We start from the raw sequence: 22353 nt of genomic DNA on the forward strand, positions 1-22353 counted from the left end.
GCTTATTTTAGGCTATAACAATTGGGTTTATTTCTGCAAAATATGCTTTACCCTGCCTACATCGCCACTTGTCAGTCTTACTTTGATTCCATGTGGATGATTAGGTGAATTCGTCAAAATATCCTTTACAATACCTCTTGTTAATTTCCCCGTTCTTTGATCCTGTTTCAATACAATATCTACTTCAAGACCCGCACGAATATCGGCTCTACTATTCCCATTCATTGCTCTCTTCTCCCCTTCTCCTACATTCCCCAAAATTCAAGGAAGTTCCATGACTTCCTTCTCCTTCGTCTTCAGCAGCTCCGAGACGGTAACAAATTGATATCCTTGCTTTTTCAATTCAGGTAAAATGCGTTCTAGTGCTTTCACCGTTTGACTTTGTCCGTGTACATTGTCATGAAAAAGAACGATATCCCCATTGCGAGCATTACGAAGTACTTTATTTATAATACGCTGTTTTCCTGGTCTACTCCAGTCTGCTGTATCCTGATGCCATGACCATAGTACAATGGTATATCCCCTTTTTTTAGCACTTTCAAGCACAATATCGTTATATACACCACCTGGGGGGCGGAAAAGAGTGGGTTTCGGTGCTCCTGCCTCTTCGATGATCCGGTCTGTATCTTCTAGTTCTTTCATGTAATCCTCTTTTTTCTTGATTTGATCCGCAAAGGTATGAAAATAGGTGTGATTGCCAACTTCATGTCCTTCCGCTATTTCCCTACGAATAAGGTGACCTTTGGTTTTTGATTGCTGGCCTACAACAAAGAAAGTAGCTTTCGCATCGTATTTTTTGAGAAGCTCCAAAATTTGCACAGTTTCTTCCTCATCTGGCCCGTCATCAAAAGTGAAAGCGATCTGTTTCTTGGAAACAGGAGCTTCCCATACGATGTCTCCCCTTTTTTCATAATAAGTCCGATCCTTTATAATAGGCTGACTTGCTTTTACATCAGGGGCAATCAAAGCACATACAAGCGTAGTGGATGCTAATGCAAATAGCCATTTTCTTATCGTCATATCATCCTCACCTTACATTCGTCTTGTGTACATAACATGCTCAGTAGTATCCCACAAAGAAGAGGAAATATAAAAATTTCGATTTGTAAAAAAATACTTTGAAGTTTCATTACAAAATACAGGAAAGGTATCTACCCCTTAACATATTAAAAGAGTTGTCCCCAATGCCATCACAGCAATAAAGACAACTCTTCCTTCACTCAGTTCAATTATTCTTCACTAAGGAGATTAGACTCCAAATTATTGATATATTGACGCAAAGATGCTGCCGTATTTCGGTGAATATCCCCCGTCTCAAACATTTCTTGAACCGTATTTCGTTGTTCCTGGATTGCTTTAATTTGCAGTTCCAGTTTTTTCTCATTGAAAGCATCATCATCTAGCTCCATTGCTCCCCCGCGTAGCATGGACATAATGCGTTCATAGTTCGAAATAATCGTCAAGGATGCTGCCCGGTTATCTTCGTTCATCTGATTCCGAACTGCCGTAATGGCTTTGTCACAAGTTTGCATACGAAGGGCACGGGAAGCGTCTGCCCTTTCTCTCATCGGGTGATTCGAATCCACCCTTTTCTTCATGAAGATTCTCCCAATCGTTCGTCCGATACTTCGTAAAGAAGACCAGATTTGTGATTTCATCCGGCTGGACATTACGATTTCACGGCGATCCAGAACTTTCAAATAAAACATTGCTAGTTCCTCATTTACTTCTCCCGCTTTCAGGAGATGCTCAATTTCTTTTCGCTCTGCATGAATTGCTTTCATTCGAATAGCCAGTTCTTGTTTTTGATAAGTGCTTCCCCATTTTTTCTTATCATCTGAAGCGGAGTATCGAGTTAAATATTTATTTAGATCAGCGACAACCGATAGTACTGCTGCTTTGTTCTCATCATTCATTTCCGATTTTACAGCTAGAATCGAACGATGAAACATTTTGGCTAGAGCACGGACTTCAATGACATCGGTTCCAGCTTCCTCTTCTTTGTCAGCAATAATCGGCAGCGCAATACTTGCCGTAATTAGCGTCAATAAAATCACACCAGCAGATATAAAGAGGATGAGATCACGTTCAGGAAAAGGGGAGCCATCCATTAATACAAATGGGATTGAAAAAGCACCGGCAAGGGTTACGGCCCCGCGTACCCCAGACAACGTTGTTAAAATAATATGTTTAAATATAGGCTTTTCTTGTTTGTTCATCTTCCAAGCTGTCGTTTCAAACGCATAGATCCATACAAATCGGAGAACAAACAGCATGAGGGTGATGACGAAAATATAGGAAATGATTTGAACATGAATAAAAGCATTATTTTCCCATATCTTACTAATTACGTTCGGAAGCTGTAAGCCGAGAATAACAAACACAAGACCATTTAATATATAGACAATGACGGACCAAGTACTTTCAGCCACGATTTGCATTTTAGGTTGAATGGTATCTGCACGATCCCGGTCAATAGCATGAATAATACCACCTGCAACAACAGCTAGAATTCCTGATAAGCCAAGTTCTTCACTCACTAGGTAAATAATAAACGGAGTAATAATTTGAATAAGCATATGAACCGTTACGTCTTCCATCCCAAGTCGTCTAAGCAAAACTCCAAGCTTACGGATAAGAAAGGACATGATTGCTCCCAGAAGTAATCCTCCGACAGCGATAACGACAAAACTAACGGATGCCTCAGTTAAAGAAAATACACCCGTAACCGTTGCTGCAAGCGCAAATTTAAATGCGACAAGACCGGAAGCATCATTCATGAGCGCTTCCCCTTCGAGTGTTCGCAGTATGCTTTTCGGTAGATGAACCCGTTCTGCCATGGCCCCAACAGCTACTGCATCTGTCGGAGACAGAATCGCAGCAAGTGCAAATGCCGCTGGAAGTGGAATGCTAGGAATCAGCATATGAATACCGTACCCCGCCACAAGCACTGTTAAAAAAACGAGACCCAAAGCAAGCAATAGAATTGGAGTACGTAGACTCCATAGTTCGTCTCGCGGGGTCTTACGCCCATCATTATAAAGGAGCGGAGCTATGAACAGGACAAAAAACAGCTCCGGATTTAATTCCAGATGAACACCGAATGGTAAAATTTCAAAGACAACCCCAAGTGCTATTTGAATGAGTGGCACCGGAATAAAAGGAACAAACCGATTAATTACGTTGGATAATCCGATAATTATGAGCAGAATGAGTATTGTAATAAAAAGCTCCATACGTCATCATTTCCTCTCTTGCTTCTTTCCTCAGGGCTAGTATCAAGTGATTTCTACGTTTCGTAGTTTCCGTATCCTTGTTCGCTTCTATCCCATTTTTGATGTAACATGAAAGGACAGACGACTAAAAAGTAATGAAGCAAAGGATGAATAACATGGCTTTTGGCATTAGACGAAGTGAGCTTGAGGAGTGGAAAAATCAAGTCAGGGAAGGTCAAATTGCCTATCTGACTCATTACTGGATTGATCCCCGTTTCCCTAGTATTAAAAGTGTTACCAAGGTAGGGTGCTCCGATCTCAAGCGGCTGCAGAACTGGTGTAAGGAGCATGATCTTGATCCCAAATATATTCATCATCGAAATCCGTTTCCGCATTTTGATCTACTCGGACCAAGACAAAAGGAAATACTAAAGCAAGAGATGTTACATCATCATATACAAAGATTTAAATTATAAAAAAAAGACCAAACTCCAGCAGCATTGGCTTCAAGAGTTTGGATCTTTTTATTTAAGAACATTAAGGATTCGATCTTCAATTCTTTTCACGATATCCAAAAATTGCTCTCTTTCCTCTTGTGATAACAGCCCTAAAATCTCTTTATTAAAGCGTATCCGATTTTCTCGCATGGCATCCGCGGTTAACTGTCCTTCTTCGGTTAGGGATAACCACACCATTCGTCTGTCTTCATCACTACGAGCACGAGTAATATAACCTTCACTTTCCAGTTGATTCAGTACAATCGTCGTAGCACCAGAAGAAAGCTGGAGCCGCTTCACAATATCGACCGCCATTAGTCGTTCACGAGATAACATATATATGATTTGTATCTTCGTTGGGTTTAACCTGTGGTTAAATTCTTTTTGCTGTTCTGCATATATTTTATTTTTATATCTAATAAAAGTAGTTAAAAAATGATCAAACGTTTCTAGTTCCGCAGCCTGCAGCTCATAATCATTCGCCATTGAAATTTCTCCCTCTCTGAAAACGTATACGTCTATCATAGACGATACGTTCAGAAATAGAAATTCATATCATCACATTCACATACAAAAACGAACGATTCAGCACTTTTGCCCCCGAAAAATAGCTATTTTATATAATAACTTTATCATAAAGCAATTGTTCAAAACAAGTTTAACCTATGTCCGCTTTCGTATTAAAAACGTAAAAAAAGCTTACATGCATGTTCCTAAGGGAACAGTATGTAAGCTTTTTACTCTTTTTGTAAATGAAATACTACCTATTATTTCTTTTCAACAATGATCAATTCTTCTTCCGGAATAAATCCGAATGTCTCGTTCACCGATTTTTTCACTTGCTCAACCAAATGTACAATATCTTCAGCTTTTGCACTGCCCTGATTGACAATCATATTGCCATGCCAAGAAGAAATGGATGCGCCGCCACGTACAGTTCCTCTCATGTTTAGGCGGTCAACCACTTTACCCATCGGTTCACCAAAATCGTAGTTATTTTTGAAAACCGACCCGCAAGAAGGATAATCAAAATGAAACTTACTTCCCCGATCGTCTACTACACTCTTGAAAGAAGCGGGAACCTCACCTTTATTATCATGAGCCCAAGTCTCCGCCATCGTTGTATAGTACTTAAAGAAATTAGGTAGTGCGGATGGATTCTGATATTCTACTACTTGTTCAAGACGAGCTACTTCACGTATCCCCTGCTCAAGTGCCGTAACGTCAGGATGCCTTAAATACGCTCCTACAATAATCCAATCATTGTTCATAAAGATGGAATTTTTGTAGCTGTACCCGCACCCATCGACATGAATAGACTGTACTTCAAAATTCGGATCGTTCAAATCAATATAAAAGGCCGTGTCCAGAATATCGCAAATTTGTCTATTATAATACTTCGCGTTCATATAGATTCCTGCACCTACCGTTCCCGGAAGCAGGAAACAAAAATCAAAATCGGATGTACCGGACGCCAGACCAATCAATGCAAGGTGTGACATAGGCATGCCAGCTGAAACAAACCAGCCCTTTTCATCAATATGGGTCTCTTTAAGCTCCTTAAGACTAATAAAAATCATATTTTCTTTCGGATCATCTGGGAACAGGATGTTGGAACCCATGCCAAACCAAAACGGCTTTAGTTCCTGTTCTCTCGCAAATTCAAGTACGGACGTTAACTCCTCTATAGTGGTGGGCGCAGCCAAATACTTGGCCTTGCCTCCGATCTCATAAGTAGAATAAGCTGATAAATCCGCATTACTTTGTATTAATTGTTTATTCACTATAAGTCCCTCCTACTGCTGCACAAAACAAAAGCGCTTCATGATGTCTAACCATTATATACAATTATATAGTATGTAGCCATTATGTATACGCACCTCTTTGAAGTCAAATTTATTAAGAATTCATAAAACAGTCGGTATGTTTATTAGCAACTTTCTTAAGTAGTTATGAATCTTTTCTCTTTCGTCCATACTATGGAGAATTATGAGACGACAGGGGAGGCAATTACACCAGTGAATAGAAAAATACCACCCACCCACATGGGCTACCAGCCCGGACCGCTGCCAGTTCCAATTCATTTTGATCAAAGTTGGCTGGGGGAACTTACAACTAGACTGGATAAAGGCGGACCTTGGGGGGATTACCGTCTTTTTCAACTTGCCGTCCAGGCAGAAGAAAGAGGTCTCATTCCAAGCTTCGATGATATGCAGTGCCTAAAACACATCCATGATCTCACCCCATTACCTCATCAGATTGATACTGCTCGTAGAGTGCTGTTTGAGATGTCTGGACGGGCAATTCTTGCAGACGAAGTGGGACTCGGCAAAACGATTGAGGCGGGACTTATTTTAAAAGAGTATCTGATTCGTGGTCTCGTATCTAAAGTACTTATTCTCGTTCCTGCTTCCCTTGTATTGCAATGGGTAAGAGAACTCAATTCGAAATTCGGTATTCCGGCTGTCGCTCAAAAGAAAGCATACTCCTGGCAAAATGATATTGTTGTCGCTTCCATGGATACAGCAAAACGCGACCCCCATCAGGAAATATTGATGAGTACCGATTACGATATGATTATTATAGATGAGGCCCATAAGCTAAAAAATAAAAAAACGTCCAATTATCAGTTCATGCTGAAATTGCGTAAAAAATATTGCCTATTGTTAACTGCTACTCCGGTACAAAATGATTTGAGTGAGCTGTTTAACCTGATTACACTCCTAAAACCCGGGCAACTTGGCCGTCAAGGCGATTTTGCTGCTAATTTTGTAGTCGATAAACGAATGGCTAAAAATGAGGACCAACTGAAAGATGAGCTATCCAAAGTGATGATTCGTAATCGCCGCGGAGAAGGCCCTGTTCAGTTTACCAAGCGGAAAGTAACGAATATTAATCTTACTCTCTCACCTGAAGAGCAAGCACTCTATGATGGAGTCACTTCTTTCGTGAAAGATCAGTTCCATTCTGCTGGCGGGAATATGACCAGCATGTTCTCGATGGTAACTTTACAGAGAGAAGTATGTAGCAGTCGGGATGCCGTGTTCGTTACGCTCGTAAATTTGTCAAAGAAGCTTGCTCCTGACTCACCATGGCGTGACCGGATTTGGGACCTCGTTGCGAACATTAAAGCAATTAAGGCCAACACCAAAGCAGAAAAAACAATGGAACTTATTCGCGAAATGAATGAAAAAGTAATTGTTTTTACCGAATACCGAGCTACACAGGAATATTTGCTGAATTACTTCCGAGATCGTGGTCTGACAGCTGTTCCTTATAGAGGCGGCATGAACCGAGGGAAAAAAGACTGGATGATGGATCTTTTCCGTGGCCGGGTTCAAGTAATGATTGCAACGGAAGCGGGCGGCGAAGGAATTAACCTGCAGTTTTGTCATAACATGATCAATTTCGATCTTCCTTGGAATCCGATGCGAGTGGAACAGCGTATTGGACGGGTCCATAGACTGGGGCAACAAAATGATGTCAATATTTATAACCTAGCAACCCATGGCACGATTGAAGAACATATTTTGAACCTACTGCATGAAAAAATCAATATGTTCGAAATGGTCATTGGCGGACTTGATGTTATTTTGGAGAGGCTCGAAAAGCAAGAATCTATTGAGAAAAGTCTTTCTAAAATTATTCTAGAGTCCTCAAGTGAAGATGAAATCAATGAGAAAATGAATGCTTTATCTCATAACATTCATTCGATTAAGGAAGAAGTGGAGCAACAGCCTGATGTCCCACTTGTTAAAGATGCAGTAGGCAGTGTTCTCGATCCTATGCAGATGCAACAGGTTAAAAGTACAACCAAAAGAGGCAAAAGGGGGAGCTCCTCATGACCATGTCCAAGGAAGAAGTACAGTCGTATGTGATGACGTATCTGGAAGCGATGGATTGTCAGGTGCTGGAGAAATCCCCGTCTCATGTTACGGTAAAATTGTCTGTCGAAGCCGATAAGGCACTAACCAACCGCCCCTATTATTGGGGATTTGTCGATCGGACAGGAGCACCTGCTGAGACGATGTCCTTTATGTTTATTTTTGATCCAGAAGCGCATGAGAAAGCCGAGGAGTTACAAAAGCAGCAAGCAAACATGGAGACGGCTGCTGAACTGGGTACGAAGCCAGGTAATCAGGATGCGTTGTTAGGCCATTACTTCGGACACGTCCCTTCTCTTCCCGTACTCGGACCAGGGCGCGTGCTTCGTGAACCTATGATTTATGGGAGTTCGCGTTTGAAGCAGATTTTTTCAGCCTCTCGTGAAGGTGGCGCTTACGTTAATTTGTTTGAACAGCCCTCCAAAAGACAGATCAGTGGATCGATGCCGAAAGCCTATGAACCTTGGCTCGTTGTCTGTTTCAAAATAGAGCTGTCTTGTGACCTCAAACGGGAGGAACTGCATTTTCTAGGTATTTCTCTGCTTACCGGACGTATCGCTGAAGATTTTGGCCAAGTTCTTGATAAAAGAGAACTCAGTCCTAGACTTCCGGATAATATGCACGTTCAAGGAAGTCGAATACCGATCAACCAAGCTGCGGAGTCATTGGAAAAGCATATTCAAGGGAAACTCAGTTTACTTGACTACAGCTGGGCAGATGCCGCTAAGAAACGGCTTGACGAAGAGCTGATTGTACTTGAAACATACTATGAAGATTTACTTAAGGAACAACCGGAAGAAGAACAGAAGTTACCGATACAGGAACAATATAATCGTAGACGCAGCGAAATGAAATGGCAGTATGAACCTAAAATCAATGTAAGTACGGTGAGCTGTGGAATCATGCATTTACGATAATGATATGTTCTCTTCCACATACTTCGTCATGGGTATAGGAAAGATCGCTTTTTTCGCCAAAACTAGTGCAGGTCTGTCTTCTTTCCACTCCAGTAAACAGCACCTTTCTCGTTCTTTCATCGGTAAAATGAAGATAAGAACAGCAGGTGCCGTTTTTTTATGCCTGCAGAAAAGAAGGTGTTGATTCCTTGAAATTAACGAAACTTGGTTTAACCATACTTTGTATGTCCATGTTCTGTCTCTTCTCATCTTTTGCACCTTCCTTTGCAGAGCAAAGATCAGAAGTTGCTGCTGTCTCTGCTCCCGATCAAGTAACTCAGCTTGCAGAGCGTACCGTAAAAGAGCTTTCCAAAGATAGTGAATTTGCTTTATTTAACCATTCCACCCTTAACATAATGCCGCTTGGTCCTGGAACTCATAGTTATCTGGTGCACGTTCTCCAAGGGGAAAATATTGTCGGCTATGTAATGATTACCGCAGAGCAATTACAGAATGAGGTCAAAGCGACGCAGGATATAACATATCTGGTCACCGAATACGGAGTGGGAAGTGCTTCTGTTTTTGATCCTGAATTATTAAGCTTACATGGACATCTGCCACAAGGTGAGAAAGGAACGATAGACTCCGCTTCATATCAAATGAAGTCCACAGGGATCTTATCTTACTGGGTAATTCAGATAGCAGGTAATTCAACCTACGTAGACGCTGGAAATGGAGACGTACTTCTTGGAAATCCAGAAGAGCTCGATGAACCACCTGCTTCAGAAACATTTGCAGCTAGGATTGGTGGAGAGCATAGGCTTTCGAATATACAAAAAACTTCCTTACCCTTTGATCCTTCCGAAAATTTGCAATGGCTGGTTACGACTCCAGTAGCAATAACTTCAGAGTCCTTGCTACTCCAGCAGCTTGATTCATCTAAGCAACTCATTTTCAGTTCACCTGGTAATAATATGTGGTACAGTGGTCCGCTTGCTATTTCAGGCTATGCTACATGGACAAGCCCAGATATGAAAAATCTACATTTCGTTAGAATAGGTACTCATCCCTCCCAAATAAGGTATATTCCAGCTGAGAGGCTGCTTGGCAAAGGCCATTTTTACGAAAGCTCCAAATAAAATAAGGTCTTATCCCAATTTACTGGGATAAGACCTTTAATACGGAGGAATCAGATACTGTGATCTGATTCCTTTTTTCTACCCTGAACTCCTTTTTTCTTGTCCTTTGCCCACATGCTAACTCCAAATGGAAGCATTCCAAACCATTTCGTTTGCCAAGGTTCCTTCCGTTTCCCCCTCGTGGATTTACGCTCCTCTTTCGGCTTGCCCATATATTCAACGACCTGCTCCGTAATATACCTTACCAGATCATTTCCTTTAGCCATGTTCAACACTCCTTTGCCCTGCCGATCATTTTCTTTAGTGTGTACGGGAACCAATAGAAATAAACATTTTAATTTTGTATTTGAATGAAACATCCGAATTTGCGCAGTCTATGGAAAGGAGTTTGTACTGACTTGTTTTTCACAGTAAGAGAGGAGCATACGCAAAATGTCAAAACGTTACTTTATGTTATGGTTTTCTGTATTATTGATTTTTCTAAATACGACGATGATCGCAAGTGCAGCGCCTGCTGAACAGAATCATAACCAAAATGAACATGTATCTCATGCTGCGTTTCGCCATCCGGTGATTATTATCGATGCAGGTCATGGGGGAATTGACGGGGGAACCTCTGCCGATGATTTACTGGAAAAGGATATAAACCTCTCCATCTCCAGAAAAATGTATATGATGCTAAAATCCAAAGGTTATGCCGTCGTCCTCAATCGAAATGAAGATTATGCACTCAGCGATGACAACACTTGGTTAAAAAGTCGTTCCAGACATCTAAAGGACCTGGCACAACGAAAAGAACTTAGTGTCGAAATTCCTTCCGATCTGATTGTCAGTGTCCATGTAAACTGGAGTAAAAAAGAACATTCCCATGGCCCGATTGTCCTTCATCAACAGGAAGGAAGAAGCTATCTGCTAGCGGAATCCATTCAAAGCTCGCTAAACTCCATGTACCAAACAGATCGCCAAGTTGAATGGGGTAAACCTTTTTACTTGCTCAATTATGTGAAAAAACCAGCCGTCATTGTAGAGGCCGGTTTCATCAGTAATTCAGGAGATCGCGAGATGCTTAGCACCGCCGCTGGCCAGAAAAAAATAGCAGAGGCCATAAGCTCAGGCATTATTTATTATTTGTCGGTAATGTAGGATCTGGATTCCAGTTCCATACTTGTTTCACCATATCACTGATGCTGATCGTTTCGATCTTCCCCGTAAATCGGGGAATTGCATCTCTGATTACACCCGCTGTCATTAGACCAGGAACACCAACATGACCAATCATTACACAAATATCTTTTTGTTCCAGTTTCTCTTCTGCACGTTTCATCTGACGGGAGATATGACCAATTGAATATTGATCATCCAGAAAAATATCATTCTCAACGGGCGGAAGCCCTTTTTCTGCTGCGAGTTCAGCTACAACGGAATGTTGATCCGTTTTGCTGTCCACAAAAAAGAGACCTCTCTCTTTACATACATCCAGCACGATGGACATAATACGCCGGTCTGAAGTGACTTTTGATCCCATGTGATTATTCATGGCAACCGCATAAGGAACTTCATCTATGGCTGCATTGACTCTTTTCCGAATTTCTTCATCAGACAGATCCGTTGTAATCGCCCCAGGACCTAACCACTCCTTCTTCCCTTTTCGAGGTTCCATTGGCATGTGAACAAGTACATCCAGTCCTCTCTGATGAGCCAGTTCTGCGTCCTTCTTCGTTGTCGGCAAGAAGGGCATAATCGCCACATTCAATTTGATCGGCATACTTAGCATTTCTTGTGTACCCTTCATCCCATTTCCAAGGTCGTCAATAATAATAACAAACTTTTTGGCAGACTCTGCATGTGCCGGAGAACCACCTGACAAGGTTGCAGCACCTGTTACTGCCACACTTAATGTAAGCAACCATGCAATGAGCCCTAGACTCCCCCATCTAAAAGAAGTCAGTACTTTTTTCTTAAGTTGTCTTCGTTTCTGTTTCCGATTTGCCATTCCAATCCGTCCTTCTATATGAAATTCTTGAAGATATATACATATTGTTTGAGAAATAACAAGAAATTATGTGAGCATTTCATAAAAAACTAAATTAGAGTTGAAATGGCAAAGGAAATATTGATTATAGAATTGAATTCAGCATAGAATAAGAACATAAGTTCCCTATCAAGGAGGGTCACCCATGAACACGGAAACATCTTATGAAGAGCAGACTCTGATCAGCAGCTATCTACAATTAATGCTCGCCATTCGCATTTTTCATCGAGACATGCAGGTTATAAACGATCACCCTATGCTTAGAACACCGATTCTTTATATAGAAGTGCTTAAGAGCGGGATGGAACGAGTATCTTTACTGCTCGCAGAAGTACAGAAGGAGTTTCAACGCAAGGATATATCTATTTCGAGGATCAAATCAGATAAAAACGGAATTTGGGCTGATGCCATAATCAGAGGACAAAATGTAAACATTCATCTTCCTGAATCACACTACAAAAACGAATTATATAAGCGGATGCGTATATACCTAGGAGGGATGTCCGAATTATAGGAATATATATCAAAAACACCGCCTTCTTCTCTCTCTGGAGTTCTCTCCTCTACTTGAGAAAATACTCTAGATTCAGAACGGCGGTGTTCGTCCTATCTTATTGTAATGCTTGCTGAACCCGCGATACCCCCTGAGACAGCGCGTGGCCGCCTCCAATGGCTGCTGCCACAGCTACGGTCTCCATAATCTGCTGCTTGGTTGCTCCCTTGGAGAGGGCTTCTTGGACGTGATAGAGCGTGCATACCTCATTGTTCGAGAACAACCCAATTCCAAGAGCAATCAGTTGCTTCGTCTTGAGGTCCAGCTCTCCTTCGCGGAAACACTCTCCCGTAAAATCGTGGTAAGCCTTCAATACATCAGGCATCGTTTCTGCCATTTGTCCAATTTGGTCCTTATAAGCATGGACTTTATTATCAATCAGTGTCATGCAGCACTTCCTCTCAAAGCAGATTAAGAATCATCTATTGTACTTTCTCCACCTGAGCATGAACTATGCTGATAACACATGAATTAATTTATGGTAGTGTTACATTTCTGAAGGGCTAATTCTTGGTTCACTATGAAGCTGAATAAGGTAATTACGGTCCAGTTTAACAATTCGCCGATTACGCCGTCTTACCATGATCTGCTCATCACTCCAAGCTACAATGATGCCAATGACATCATTAACCTCCAGATCATCCCTAACAATACGGACACGCTCACCCGACTCACGAAGCTCATTTAATTGTTCATCTGTTATCACTATATATCCCTCCTGACTGTAGGCAAGACTGACTTGTCCATTATAAGATACAAAAAAAGACCTAAATGCATGCATTTAGGTCTTAGGCTGATCATCGTGTTATTAAAAAATACTTAACGTGAAGCATGCTCTTTACTGTCGTTCTTTTCGAACCAGAAATCAAGCACCTTCGCCGACATCACGCGTTGTTCAACATATTCGACCTGGTGAGGTGTAAATTCTTCTCTCCAAGAGAAGGACAATTCTTCACACAGGTTCACAATAGTCAGAAGTTCAGACCAAGCAACATACCTTTTATACCAGAAGAACTGCGGATGCTCAAGCATATAGGGATAAAGGTCATCAAACTCCGTATGCTTACAATCAAGGGCACGTTCAAAGTGAACTTTGGACTGCGCTAACTTTTCAAGGAAATACTGTTCGTTTGGTTCTTTACCCATGGGTGTTGCCTCCTCTCCCTAACCTTTCTTTATTATAAGCCATAATAAACACGATGCAAAGGCATTAAACAAAATTAGGCTGTTAAAAAAAGAAGAATTAGGAAATGCTCGCCTCACAAAAATTCTGATAACAATGGATCATATTATTCTTTAAGCAAAATGAACCTTACCGTCCGACAGGGATTTGATTTTTGCAAGTGACTCTACTCGAATCCCTTGTTCACGAAGGGTGCTGGCACCGGATTGAAAACATTTTTCAACGACAACGCCAAATCCGACAAGCTCCGCTCCAGAACGTTCGATAATTTTTATTACTCCTTTTGCAGCATCTCCATTAGCAATAATATCATCGATAAAAAGAATCCGATCCTCAGGACCAATAAATTCACGCGAGACCATAATATCAGTGACAATCCCTTTCGTAAAAGAAGGAACGCGCTCACAGTATGCATCGGGATCTGCTAGCAATGTTTTCTTCCTCCGGGCAAAAACGAGAGGCACTCCCATCTCTGCAGCAGTAGCAAAGGCGACAGGGATTCCTGACGATTCTACTGTCACGATACGGGTTACTCCTTCTTCACTGAACTTCGCGGCAAACTCACGCCCCATCTGCATGGTGAGTCCAGGATCAATCTGATGATTAAGCAGTGCATCCAGTTTCAAAACCTGATCTGAAATTACAATGCCTTGTTCCATTATTCTCTGTTTTAATACTTCCAATGTTATGACCTCCCAGCCCGTCCTATGACGTAAAAGTATCATAAATTATGGGTGGCTTTCAATATGAAAGTTCAATTCTTCCATTGATATGTTATTATTTCTACCCTAAACATTCCTCTTGTTACTCATTGTCATGTCCAGATGGACAAGAGCATACCTTGTACAAGTAGTTTTTTTTGTGACGACTGGAGGTCATTGCTTTTATATACAGATGGACAAGGAGGATACTCATGAGACAGGGGTTCAAGGTCTTACAAGTTGCATTCACTTACATTGGCACCATTGTTGGAGCAGGCTTTGCCACAGGCCAAGAAATCCTGCAGTTTTTTACGGAGTACGGTAAATGGGCCACGCTCACCATCGGTCTATCCTGCCTTTTGTTTGTATGGCTGGGTACTAAAATGATGTTGATCGCACATGATACTGGTGCCACTTCATATGAAGACTTGAACAGCCAACTTTTTGGTAAAAAGGCAGGGAAATGGATCAGTTTTTTTACCTTGTTTGTACTCATCGGGGTAAACAGCGTCATGCTGGCAGGGGCAGGATCTGTATTTGTAGAACATCTCCATCTGACCTATCAGACAGGACTGCTTATCACCCTCATCGGTACGTACTTGCTCCTTGGCAGAGGCATTAAAGCCATTCTACAAATGAACAGTATCGTCGTGCCCTTGATGTTGATGTTGTCACTTATGATCTTGATCAGTACCCTTCACCATCCAGGGGCCTCTAATTTTATCCGCCTTGAATCAGACCGAGGCATGTTTGCCACTTGGTTATCACCACTCCTATACACGTCCTTTAACCTTGCTATGGCACAAGCTATACTTGTACCTCTTGGCAGTCAAATTAAAGAAAGAAATGTACTCAAGTATGGAGGCATGATTGGGGGAATCGGAATTGGCTGCATGCTAATGACGGCCCACTTCGCTATGTCCGCCTATATGCCTGGAATTCAGCAATTTGAAATTCCAATGGGCAGCATTGCCTTTGCTCTCGGGGCCGTCATTCAAATTATTTATATTTGCTTGATCTTCATGGAAATTTTCAGTACCTTTGTTGCAGATATATACGGGATCACCCTGCAAGTGCGACAGCACATTCATGTCTCACCAAAGCTGATCACCCTATTTATCATGTTATCTTGTTATCTTGTAAGCCAGTTTGGATTCAGCTCACTGTTATCCATCCTGTACCCTATTTACGGAATGCTTGCGATCATCTGGGTCATTCATCTAATCAAAAGCCCACTCGGTTCTCTGCGCAACAAGAAATAGACAATGACTGAATTATTTCCTGATCATACTTGATACTTCAGGTACAGCTTTTTAAGCAAGTTCACAGAACCACTAAGGGAATACTCCGTCTTCGCTTTTTCACTAGCCGTACGGGCGAGCTCGTATCGAAAGGATGGGTCGAGGATTACTTTTTCAAGTGCTTCAGCCAGAGCAGCCGGATCATTCTCCGGAACTAACAATCCGTTTACTCCATCTTCAATCTGCTCAGATATTCCTCCAACATCCGTACCTACAAGAGCAAGTGAACTCAGAGCTGCTTCTGCAAATACGGATCCAAACGCTTCCGCTCTCGAGGGAAGGACAAAGATATCAAAAAACGGCATAAACTCCTCGGGATGAAGCGTATATCCATAGAAAATAGTTTCGTTATATATTCCTAGGTCCTGTGCCAATTCCTCAAGTTCAGAACGAATCGGACCATCACCGATAATATGAAGTACATAATCGTGGCCTTTTTTCTTCAGTTCGCAGCAAGCTCTAAGCAGTGTATCAATTCCTTTCGCGGGAACGAGACGACATACGGTCACGAGCTGAGGAACTTCGTTCTCATGAGGGACAGGCTTAAATCTCTTCTCATCAAAGCCATTCGGGATAATACTGATCTTCTCAGGACAATTCACATAAGGTGCCATGTAGTCCTTGAAAGACTCCGAAACGGTCAGCAGACAGTCCGCTTTGGCCTCCATCTCTTTATACAGCGAGGTCAGAAATTGATGTTCAAGCCCTCCCTCCTTTATTTTTCCGTTGAGAATAAGTTCTCGCTCATAACTGGAGTGAATCGTTTGAATGAGGGGGATATCAGGAAACGCTTTTTTCATAGCTAGCCCAGCAATCGGATGGTGAGCATGAATAAGATCATAGGGTTTATGTATGCGGAGCTTAACCCACCACAAGTAATCGCGAAAAGTCTGTATATATTTAGTCACCACAGGACTGTCCTGATAGAGAGTCCAGTCAAACGTATCAAACACGACCTCTTCAATGCCTTTGTTCCGAATTCGTTTCGGTAAGGAGAATAACTCCATCTCCCATCTCGGGCTGCTGAAACGTTCTTGCATATAAGGAATCATGGAAGATACACCCCCTGGCTGTTCAGGAGGGAAAAATAAAGCCTGGAGCAATCGCATGAGTTAGTGCCCCTTTCTAGTAGTCATCTTTTCAAGCAAGTCTTTCATCATGATATCTTAGCTTATGTAAATTAGTAAAGAAGGTACGTCTTTCTTTTACTAAAATTGAGATTAAAAAAGATAAATTCTCCGCTCCTTTGCATAACAAAAAGACACCCAATCATTGTCTAGATTCTCCAAAGAGCAGGAGTCCTAAGACCATGTTCAGGCGCCTCATTGTATTTTTTACAGTTCAGCTGCTTTTCATCTGCATTTTAATCTGTATCTGAAGTGAGCAGTATTTCATCAATAACCACATTACGGTATAACATCGTTATATGTAGCTGTATTACTTCGAGTTCTTTTTCAACCTCTCGAGCAAGTACCATCACAAGTTGATGGCGCTGTTCTTCCGAAGGTTCGATATAGAAATCAATATAACCGGAAACCGCGGCTTCACTAATATCTACCGTAGCGGCACCAACTGGGAGTCCTCCATGTTCTTGCAGAAACAAATCATAAGACACAATTTCACGATCATGGCGAATAAGCGTCACATAACAAGCCTCATCGGCTTCCTCCTCCTCGTGACTCATGGAAGATATAAGCTCCATCCCGTCTTCATCCCAGTCAGGTCCTATATCCTCTACTTGCGAGGTAGAAACATCATCCTGTCGAACAAGCTCAAGGACGGTAATCATGTTATCTTTATATTTCATCTCGATCGTGATGGTATCTATCTCCTGATCATCTACCTCAGCGACTAACAGCTCTTCCGCCGAATCCAGCTCCTCTTCTAGAGGTTCCTTCAGCCAGTTTACTTCTCCTTGGATATCTGTTCCGTACTGCTTCAGCACGGCATGAGCAATCGTGTGACCCTTTTCATTTTGTAGCTCGAACTGAGATACGGACCTTCCTGCTGATATGAGCTCAATTTGCATTTCTCCGCCTTCATCTTCATACAGAAATACAGATGGCGGATCAGAAAAGGAGGACTGCTGAGGGGAAATGAGGTCTTCATCATAACCATCTTCATCACCTAGGACACTCTCTACCTCGCCCCACGTTAACAAAATATCAAAATGTTCAGCACTCACAGCATCACGATACTGAAGCAAATACTGCTGCACATAAGCGATAATCTCTTCCTTCGCATCCTCTGGAACACTCTGCGCATCCAGCTGGACACTCCCGGCAAGACGATGGCCTTCACGGAAGACAAGAATAAGCGTGCCAGCATACCTATCTTCGATCATAATATCTTGTACTTCTCCATTTGCAGTTCGCAAATCAGGCCGAAGCCGAATATGATAGCTCATGTTTTTGTTAACCTCCTGTAGACCAATTCAACTCTTGCAAAAGAGTTTCCGATATACAATAGTAGTACCCTAGGACAAGGAAGAATATTACTTAACGCAAAATAACAAATTTTTCGAGCGCATGATGAACTCCATTTTCATTGTTGGAAAGAGTAACATCATCGGCTGCTGCCTTTACCTGAGCGGGTGAATTATCCATCGCGATTCCTTTGCCTGCAAATGTTAACATCGTAATATCGTTAAAATAATTACCCATCGCAAGAACTTTTTCTTGAGCAAATCCCCGAATGGCAGCTAGTCGCTTCAGTGCCTCTCCCTTGGAAGCATCCTTGTGCATCAAATCGAGGAAGAAGTCTCCACTACGAACCATATAAAATGGACTATTCCAAGTATTCCATTCTTTTTCAAGCTCATTCATCGTCTCCAGATCACCAAACGCTGAAAATTTAACAACCGGTTCACGCAAATCAGCCCAGTTCGGCAAGTCCAAAGGTTCAATAAAGACCTGTTCGTACATACTCCTTACCTGAAGGGACATTTCATCTATCTTATCCACGTACAAGCCAAATGCGGTATTCACATCAAAATGAATCTGATGCTTCCGGCAATAGTCAATATAAGGCTGCAGACCTTCCGCATCCATCGGGAATTGGTCTATTACTTCGTGTGTCTTAACATCGACCGTAGCTGCCCCATTATGAGTAATGACATAACCTCCGAGTCCCATCTCTTCCATCAGCGGAATCGTATTTACCGGACCTCTGCCGGTACAAAGAACAAATTCCACCCCGGAATTTGCTGCTGCCTTGATACTTTCTTTATTCGCTGCAGATAATTCATGATTATCATGTAAAAGAGTTCCATCCACATCCAGTGCAATCAGTTTATAACTCATATCCTATCCATCCTTTATCTCTTTATTATTCTTTCGTATCTGATCCTGTCAGAATACGCAATTCCTCTTCGGTCAGCTCACGGTAGGATCCAATCGGAAGTAAAGGGTCTAGCTGTAGCGCTCCCATCGAAATGCGCTTCAGGTAGAGTACTTTCGAATCTACGGTTTCAAACATCCGCTTAATCTGATGAAACTTCCCTTCATGAATCGTGACCAGAACGTGTGATGTCTTCCCTTCCTCAGATGATTCCACAGAAGTGATCTCAAGGACTGCTGGCTTTGTTGTATATCCATCATCCAGCGTCACGCCTTGTTTGAACGCGTCTATTTCCTTAGCGCCCATTTCACCTGCAACAATCGCTTCGTATGTCTTAGGAACATGTTTTTTAGGAGACAACAAATTGTGTGAGAGCTGCCCATCATTCGTAAGCAGGAGCAACCCTTCGGTATCCTTGTCCAGACGTCCTACCGGAAAAGGCTCAAATAGAGCATATTCTTCATCCAGAAGATCAATTACTGTCTCTTCTCTTGTATCCTCAGTAGCCGATATCACACCTTGCGGTTTATGAAGCATCAGATAGATGAACTCTCTATATTTCACTGTCTCTCCATCTATGTCAATTAAATCATGATATGGGTCCACTTGCATTCCACTGTCTTTTATTACTTTTCCATTCACTGAAACATAACCATTCTTCACTGCCTTCTTTATTTCAGAACGAGTGCCATACCCCATATGACTTAAAATTTTATCTACACGTAATTTTTTCACTGACTTCTTCTGATTCGTTTGCCCGCTCATACAGAAGTCCACCTCCATCCTGCTGGGTATTCATTTTTCAAACGCCCTTCTTGCCATTTTGCCCAACCGGCCGAGTAGCCGTCAATACATACAAGCGTAAAACCTTTTGTCGAATCCGTATTTTGTTTGAGAAGAAGAGATTCCTCTAATGCAATGGTTTCTCCTTTTAAGTAACGTACCGCCTCTCCACTTTCCGTGTGAAGATGTACAATTCGTTTGACTTCTTCGGGGAACAGTGCTGAAGCAAGTGCCTGAGAAGGAGCGAATCGTCCGTTTTTCACGGAACCCATAAACCACCCTGCCCGTATGACCCTTAGTCCTTTCAGCCTGGCCGGATCAATTGGGGACTGATATACTTTATCACCATAATAAACAGTTGTACCTGGTAGCGCTATATTCAAATGATCACGAGTGAACTGTTCAAAAACAAGGCTAGGATCCACAGATACTGTCTCTCGTGACATTTTCGATCCTTCAGCCTTACCTGCTTTCGACCTTTTTCCTTTTCCCTGCTTTTTGAGCGCATGCTGTTCCTCGCGGCCCTTCCTTCCACCTTTTGGAACTGTAACAGATAGGTGGGCTTCTTCATGAGAAGAACCGATTTCTCTTTTTTGAGCAATCCCTTTATGCTCCAGCACAGCGATAAAGTGACCCTCCCCTTCGATCAGATGCGGCCACAACCTTCCGGTCTTTTTGAGCTGCTTCTGAATTTCAGCTTCATCTTCAAAAGTATCAATCGATAGGTCAACTAATTCATGTTCCCTCACCATACGCTTGATCCATTCTGGATGCCCACCTGCAAAACCTTTCCCTTCCGGGAGTGCAAGCACATGAAAGTCCTCATGGTTCTTTAAAAATTCACCAATCATAGCTTCATTCTCTTCTGGAGCGAAAGTACAGGTCGAATACACAATTCGCCCACCTGGTGCGAGTAAACTTGCTGCTGTACTCAGAATATCACGCTGCATTCGTACACATCGCTCAATCGAATGGTGTTCCCACTGTCTGGCCATGTCCTCATCTTTACGGAACATTCCTTCTCCTGAACAGGGAGCGTCGATTAATATTTTATCAAAATAGTGCGGGAACGCCTCGGCAATATGATCCGGATGTTCATTCAGTACAACCGCATTCCGAACACCGTACATCTCTATATTTTTGGCTAGCGCCTTGGTTCGTTCCGTACTGATATCATTCGTCACCAGCACCCCTTTTCCTTGAAGCTTCGATGCCATCTGCGTTGATTTCCCGCCTGGAGCTGCGCATAGATCCAGCACATAATCCCCTGGCTGAATATCTATCAGTTCAGCAGGAGCCATTGCGCTTGGCTCTTGGATATAATAAAGCCCAGCGTGATAATAAGGGTGAAGGCCGGGTTTCGTCCCGTACGGAACGTAGTACCCCGTTTCACACCACTGAATCGGTTTTAATTCAAATGGAGTGATATTCATAAACGACGCCGGATCTATTTTCAACGTATTAATTCGAATACCGCTGCGTGGTAAGTCTTCATAAGACTTCACAAATTGTTCATATTGCTCAGCAAGCATCGTTTGCATGCGCTCCGTAAAGCGTAAAGGCAGTTGTAACGCCATAAGTACGATCATCCTGTTCTGTAATTTAAAATCTGATGCAATCTATACCTTATATATCAAAAATTTATCCCCGCATTGCCTGTTTCACTACAAGACGTAATGTTGTATAATGAAGGGCATCTGAAGCTTGTTCCATAATTTATCATGTCGACGGGGGATGAACAATGAGTTCAAAAACACAAACCAAAGCAAAGACAGGCTATACCGCAAAGAAGAATAAAAAATCGAACACAGCTATTATTGCCTTTATTGCTGCATTTGTCATTCTTATAGGCGCACTAGTTACCATGAATGTCGTAAATAATAACAACATTAATGAAGTGTACGGACTTCCACAGTCGAAGCTGAACGCTGCAACGCTCGAAATTTTAGATGACCCGAATTATCAGAATATCATTCTGCCAGAAGAACTGGGTAGTAAAATTGAGAACAAAGAAGATTTCTTTGTATACTTTTTTGCTTCTGATTGTCCGCACTGCCGTGCCACCACACCAAAACTTATGCCGCTCGCAGAAGAACTGGGTGTAGATCTTCCTCAGTTTAACTTAAGAGAATTCGATAGTGGCTGGAGAGATTACAATATTGAGTTTACACCAACGCTCGTTTATTTTGAAAAAGGGGTAGAGAAAGAACGTCTTGTTGGCGGTATCCAAGAAGAAGGCGCGAATAACGGTTATACCGTTGATGATATCAAAGCATTCTTTACGAAACATAAAGGAGATGCTGCCGAGTGAAAACAAAATGGTATGGAACCCTCTTCGCCGGTCTTGTCATCGGTAGCCTAGCACTCAGTGCCTGTGGGCAAAAAGAAGCTGGACACGACCACACCATGCATGGCAAAGAGAACGAACAGTATGAGGCCAGTGCCTCTTTTACAGAAATGCCTGACTTTCTGGCAAAGTACACAGATAATACGCAGGCAACCTACGCACTTGTGGGTCAGGTAAAAGAAGAGATGAAAATGCTCAACTGCTACTGTGGATGTATGGATTACGATTCCCCCCATGATTCCCTTTATCGTTGCTTCATCGCCTCTGAGGAGAACAATGAAGTGACTTGGACCGATCACGGAGCCCAGTGCGGTATTTGCCTGGAAGAACTTAGAGACACGGTACAAATGAAGTCCGAAGGTAAATCAATTGAGGAAATTCAGACGTTTATCGATGACAAATACGCACCCGAAGGTGCTCCTTCTTCCAGCGAAGTACATCCAGGTTAATAGTAACAAAACAATAAGAGAACCAAATAAAACC

Annotated in this window: 25 protein-coding genes; 9 read left to right on the top strand and 16 right to left on the bottom strand. The window is 42.2% G+C overall.

All coding sequences use genetic code 11. The annotated features are described in order from the left end of the window. Positions 1 to 27 precede the first annotated feature (27 nt). The 3 genes from KFT32_RS12965 to KFT32_RS12975 all read right to left on the bottom strand — a co-directional run bounded on the left by KFT32_RS12965 (position 28) and on the right by KFT32_RS12975 (position 3236). Positions 28 to 225, bottom strand: coding sequence for a YwbE family protein (locus KFT32_RS12965; protein WP_211747637.1), 198 nt, complete (start codon positions 223 to 225; stop codon positions 28 to 30). 36 nt (positions 226 to 261) lie between these two features. Then, positions 262 to 1020, bottom strand: a complete 759-nt coding sequence (locus KFT32_RS12970) for a polysaccharide deacetylase family protein (protein WP_211747638.1) — start codon at positions 1018 to 1020, stop codon at positions 262 to 264. A 209-nt stretch (positions 1021 to 1229) separates the two neighbouring features. Continuing rightward, positions 1230 to 3236: a Na+/H+ antiporter gene (locus KFT32_RS12975; RefSeq protein WP_211747639.1), complete on the bottom strand. Its 2007-nt coding sequence runs from the start codon at positions 3234 to 3236 to the stop codon at positions 1230 to 1232. Between the two features lie 155 nt (positions 3237 to 3391). Here KFT32_RS12975 and KFT32_RS12980 point away from each other — a divergent pair, with 155 nt between their 5' ends. Continuing rightward, the gene (locus KFT32_RS12980; protein WP_211747640.1) at positions 3392 to 3691 is read left to right on the top strand and encodes a hypothetical protein; all 300 of its coding nucleotides are present in this window, start codon (positions 3392 to 3394) and stop codon (positions 3689 to 3691) included. 48 nt (positions 3692 to 3739) lie between these two features. Here KFT32_RS12980 and KFT32_RS12985 read toward each other — a convergent pair whose 3' ends face one another. Beyond that, on the bottom strand, positions 3740 to 4198 hold the full coding sequence (locus KFT32_RS12985) for a MarR family winged helix-turn-helix transcriptional regulator (protein WP_211747641.1): 459 nt from the start codon (positions 4196 to 4198) through the stop codon (positions 3740 to 3742). Between the two features lie 281 nt (positions 4199 to 4479). Then, on the bottom strand, positions 4480 to 5496 hold the full coding sequence (gene murB / locus KFT32_RS12990; RefSeq protein ID WP_349304904.1) for a UDP-N-acetylmuramate dehydrogenase: 1017 nt from the start codon (positions 5494 to 5496) through the stop codon (positions 4480 to 4482). A gap of 261 nt (positions 5497 to 5757) precedes the next feature. On the opposite strand from murB, the gene KFT32_RS12995 reads away from it, so the two are divergent. The 3 genes from KFT32_RS12995 to KFT32_RS13005 all read left to right on the top strand — a co-directional run bounded on the left by KFT32_RS12995 (position 5758) and on the right by KFT32_RS13005 (position 9631). Continuing rightward, a complete protein-coding gene (locus KFT32_RS12995; RefSeq protein ID WP_211747699.1) occupies positions 5758 to 7557 on the top strand; it encodes a DEAD/DEAH box helicase in 1800 nt (599 codons plus the stop codon). After that, a complete protein-coding gene (locus KFT32_RS13000; protein WP_211747642.1) occupies positions 7554 to 8513 on the top strand; it encodes a YqhG family protein in 960 nt (319 codons plus the stop codon). The genes KFT32_RS12995 and KFT32_RS13000 overlap by 4 nt, the downstream gene beginning before the upstream one ends. A gap of 188 nt (positions 8514 to 8701) precedes the next feature. Continuing rightward, positions 8702 to 9631, top strand: a complete 930-nt coding sequence (locus tag KFT32_RS13005) for a hypothetical protein (RefSeq protein ID WP_211747643.1) — start codon at positions 8702 to 8704, stop codon at positions 9629 to 9631. A gap of 50 nt (positions 9632 to 9681) precedes the next feature. Here KFT32_RS13005 and KFT32_RS13010 read toward each other — a convergent pair whose 3' ends face one another. Further along, entirely contained in the window at positions 9682 to 9897 is a 216-nt protein-coding gene (locus KFT32_RS13010) for a YqzE family protein (RefSeq protein WP_211747644.1), read from the bottom strand. A gap of 166 nt (positions 9898 to 10063) precedes the next feature. Here KFT32_RS13010 and KFT32_RS13015 point away from each other — a divergent pair, with 166 nt between their 5' ends. Beyond that, positions 10064 to 10774 (top strand): N-acetylmuramoyl-L-alanine amidase, encoded by a 711-nt coding sequence (locus KFT32_RS13015; RefSeq protein ID WP_211747645.1) that lies wholly within the window; start codon positions 10064 to 10066, stop codon positions 10772 to 10774. Here KFT32_RS13015 and KFT32_RS13020 read toward each other — a convergent pair. Next, complete coding sequence (locus tag KFT32_RS13020) at positions 10749 to 11624, bottom strand: divergent polysaccharide deacetylase family protein (protein ID WP_211747646.1); 876 nt, start codon at positions 11622 to 11624, stop codon at positions 10749 to 10751. The two genes, KFT32_RS13015 and KFT32_RS13020, sit on opposite strands and share 26 nt — an antisense overlap. Positions 11625 to 11808: 184 nt before the next feature. Here KFT32_RS13020 and KFT32_RS13025 point away from each other — a divergent pair, with 184 nt between their 5' ends. Next, the gene (locus tag KFT32_RS13025; protein WP_211747647.1) at positions 11809 to 12177 is read left to right on the top strand and encodes a YhjD family protein; all 369 of its coding nucleotides are present in this window, start codon (positions 11809 to 11811) and stop codon (positions 12175 to 12177) included. A 97-nt stretch (positions 12178 to 12274) separates the two neighbouring features. Here KFT32_RS13025 and KFT32_RS13030 read toward each other — a convergent pair whose 3' ends face one another. From KFT32_RS13030 to KFT32_RS13045, 4 genes are all read right to left on the bottom strand, one after another. After that, positions 12275 to 12604 carry a carboxymuconolactone decarboxylase family protein gene (locus KFT32_RS13030; RefSeq protein ID WP_211747648.1) on the bottom strand — a complete coding sequence of 110 codons (330 nt, stop codon included), beginning with the start codon at positions 12602 to 12604 and terminating at the stop codon, positions 12275 to 12277. Between the two features lie 99 nt (positions 12605 to 12703). Beyond that, on the bottom strand, positions 12704 to 12922 hold the full coding sequence (locus KFT32_RS13035; RefSeq protein WP_211747649.1) for a hypothetical protein: 219 nt from the start codon (positions 12920 to 12922) through the stop codon (positions 12704 to 12706). A 113-nt stretch (positions 12923 to 13035) separates the two neighbouring features. Next, a complete protein-coding gene (locus KFT32_RS13040) occupies positions 13036 to 13362 on the bottom strand; it encodes a hypothetical protein (protein ID WP_211747650.1) in 327 nt (108 codons plus the stop codon). Between the two features lie 150 nt (positions 13363 to 13512). After that, positions 13513 to 14082, bottom strand: a complete 570-nt coding sequence (locus KFT32_RS13045) for a xanthine phosphoribosyltransferase (RefSeq protein WP_211747651.1) — start codon at positions 14080 to 14082, stop codon at positions 13513 to 13515. A 230-nt stretch (positions 14083 to 14312) separates the two neighbouring features. Between KFT32_RS13045 and KFT32_RS13050 the strand changes: the two genes are divergently transcribed. Then, positions 14313 to 15362: a YkvI family membrane protein gene (locus KFT32_RS13050; RefSeq protein WP_211747652.1), complete on the top strand. Its 1050-nt coding sequence runs from the start codon at positions 14313 to 14315 to the stop codon at positions 15360 to 15362. Between the two features lie 23 nt (positions 15363 to 15385). Here the strand turns inward: KFT32_RS13050 and KFT32_RS13055 are convergent, their stop codons facing one another. From KFT32_RS13055 to KFT32_RS13075, 5 genes are all read right to left on the bottom strand, one after another. After that, positions 15386 to 16510: a glycosyltransferase family 4 protein gene (locus KFT32_RS13055; protein ID WP_211747653.1), complete on the bottom strand. Its 1125-nt coding sequence runs from the start codon at positions 16508 to 16510 to the stop codon at positions 15386 to 15388. A 254-nt stretch (positions 16511 to 16764) separates the two neighbouring features. Further along, positions 16765 to 17808 (bottom strand): hypothetical protein, encoded by a 1044-nt coding sequence (locus tag KFT32_RS13060; RefSeq protein ID WP_211747654.1) that lies wholly within the window; start codon positions 17806 to 17808, stop codon positions 16765 to 16767. Positions 17809 to 17899: 91 nt separating this feature from the next. Then, positions 17900 to 18703: a Cof-type HAD-IIB family hydrolase gene (locus KFT32_RS13065; protein WP_211747655.1), complete on the bottom strand. Its 804-nt coding sequence runs from the start codon at positions 18701 to 18703 to the stop codon at positions 17900 to 17902. A gap of 25 nt (positions 18704 to 18728) precedes the next feature. After that, the gene (locus KFT32_RS13070; RefSeq protein ID WP_211747656.1) at positions 18729 to 19505 is read right to left on the bottom strand and encodes a pseudouridine synthase; all 777 of its coding nucleotides are present in this window, start codon (positions 19503 to 19505) and stop codon (positions 18729 to 18731) included. Then, positions 19502 to 21100, bottom strand: a complete 1599-nt coding sequence (locus tag KFT32_RS13075) for an RsmF rRNA methyltransferase first C-terminal domain-containing protein (protein WP_211747657.1) — start codon at positions 21098 to 21100, stop codon at positions 19502 to 19504. Before KFT32_RS13075 ends, KFT32_RS13070 begins: the two co-directional genes overlap by 4 nt. A gap of 164 nt (positions 21101 to 21264) precedes the next feature. Between KFT32_RS13075 and KFT32_RS13080 the strand changes: the two genes are divergently transcribed. Together KFT32_RS13080 and KFT32_RS13085 are read left to right on the top strand one after the other, a co-directional pair. Beyond that, positions 21265 to 21834, top strand: a complete 570-nt coding sequence (locus KFT32_RS13080) for a thioredoxin family protein (protein ID WP_211747658.1) — start codon at positions 21265 to 21267, stop codon at positions 21832 to 21834. Next, entirely contained in the window at positions 21831 to 22319 is a 489-nt protein-coding gene (locus tag KFT32_RS13085) for a PCYCGC motif-containing (lipo)protein (RefSeq protein ID WP_211747659.1), read from the top strand. Before KFT32_RS13080 ends, KFT32_RS13085 begins: the two co-directional genes overlap by 4 nt. Positions 22320 to 22353 lie beyond the last annotated feature (34 nt).

This window comes from Paenibacillus sp. Marseille-Q4541 (genome assembly GCF_018310695.1).
Classification (GTDB): domain Bacteria; phylum Bacillota; class Bacilli; order Paenibacillales; family Paenibacillaceae; genus Paenibacillus.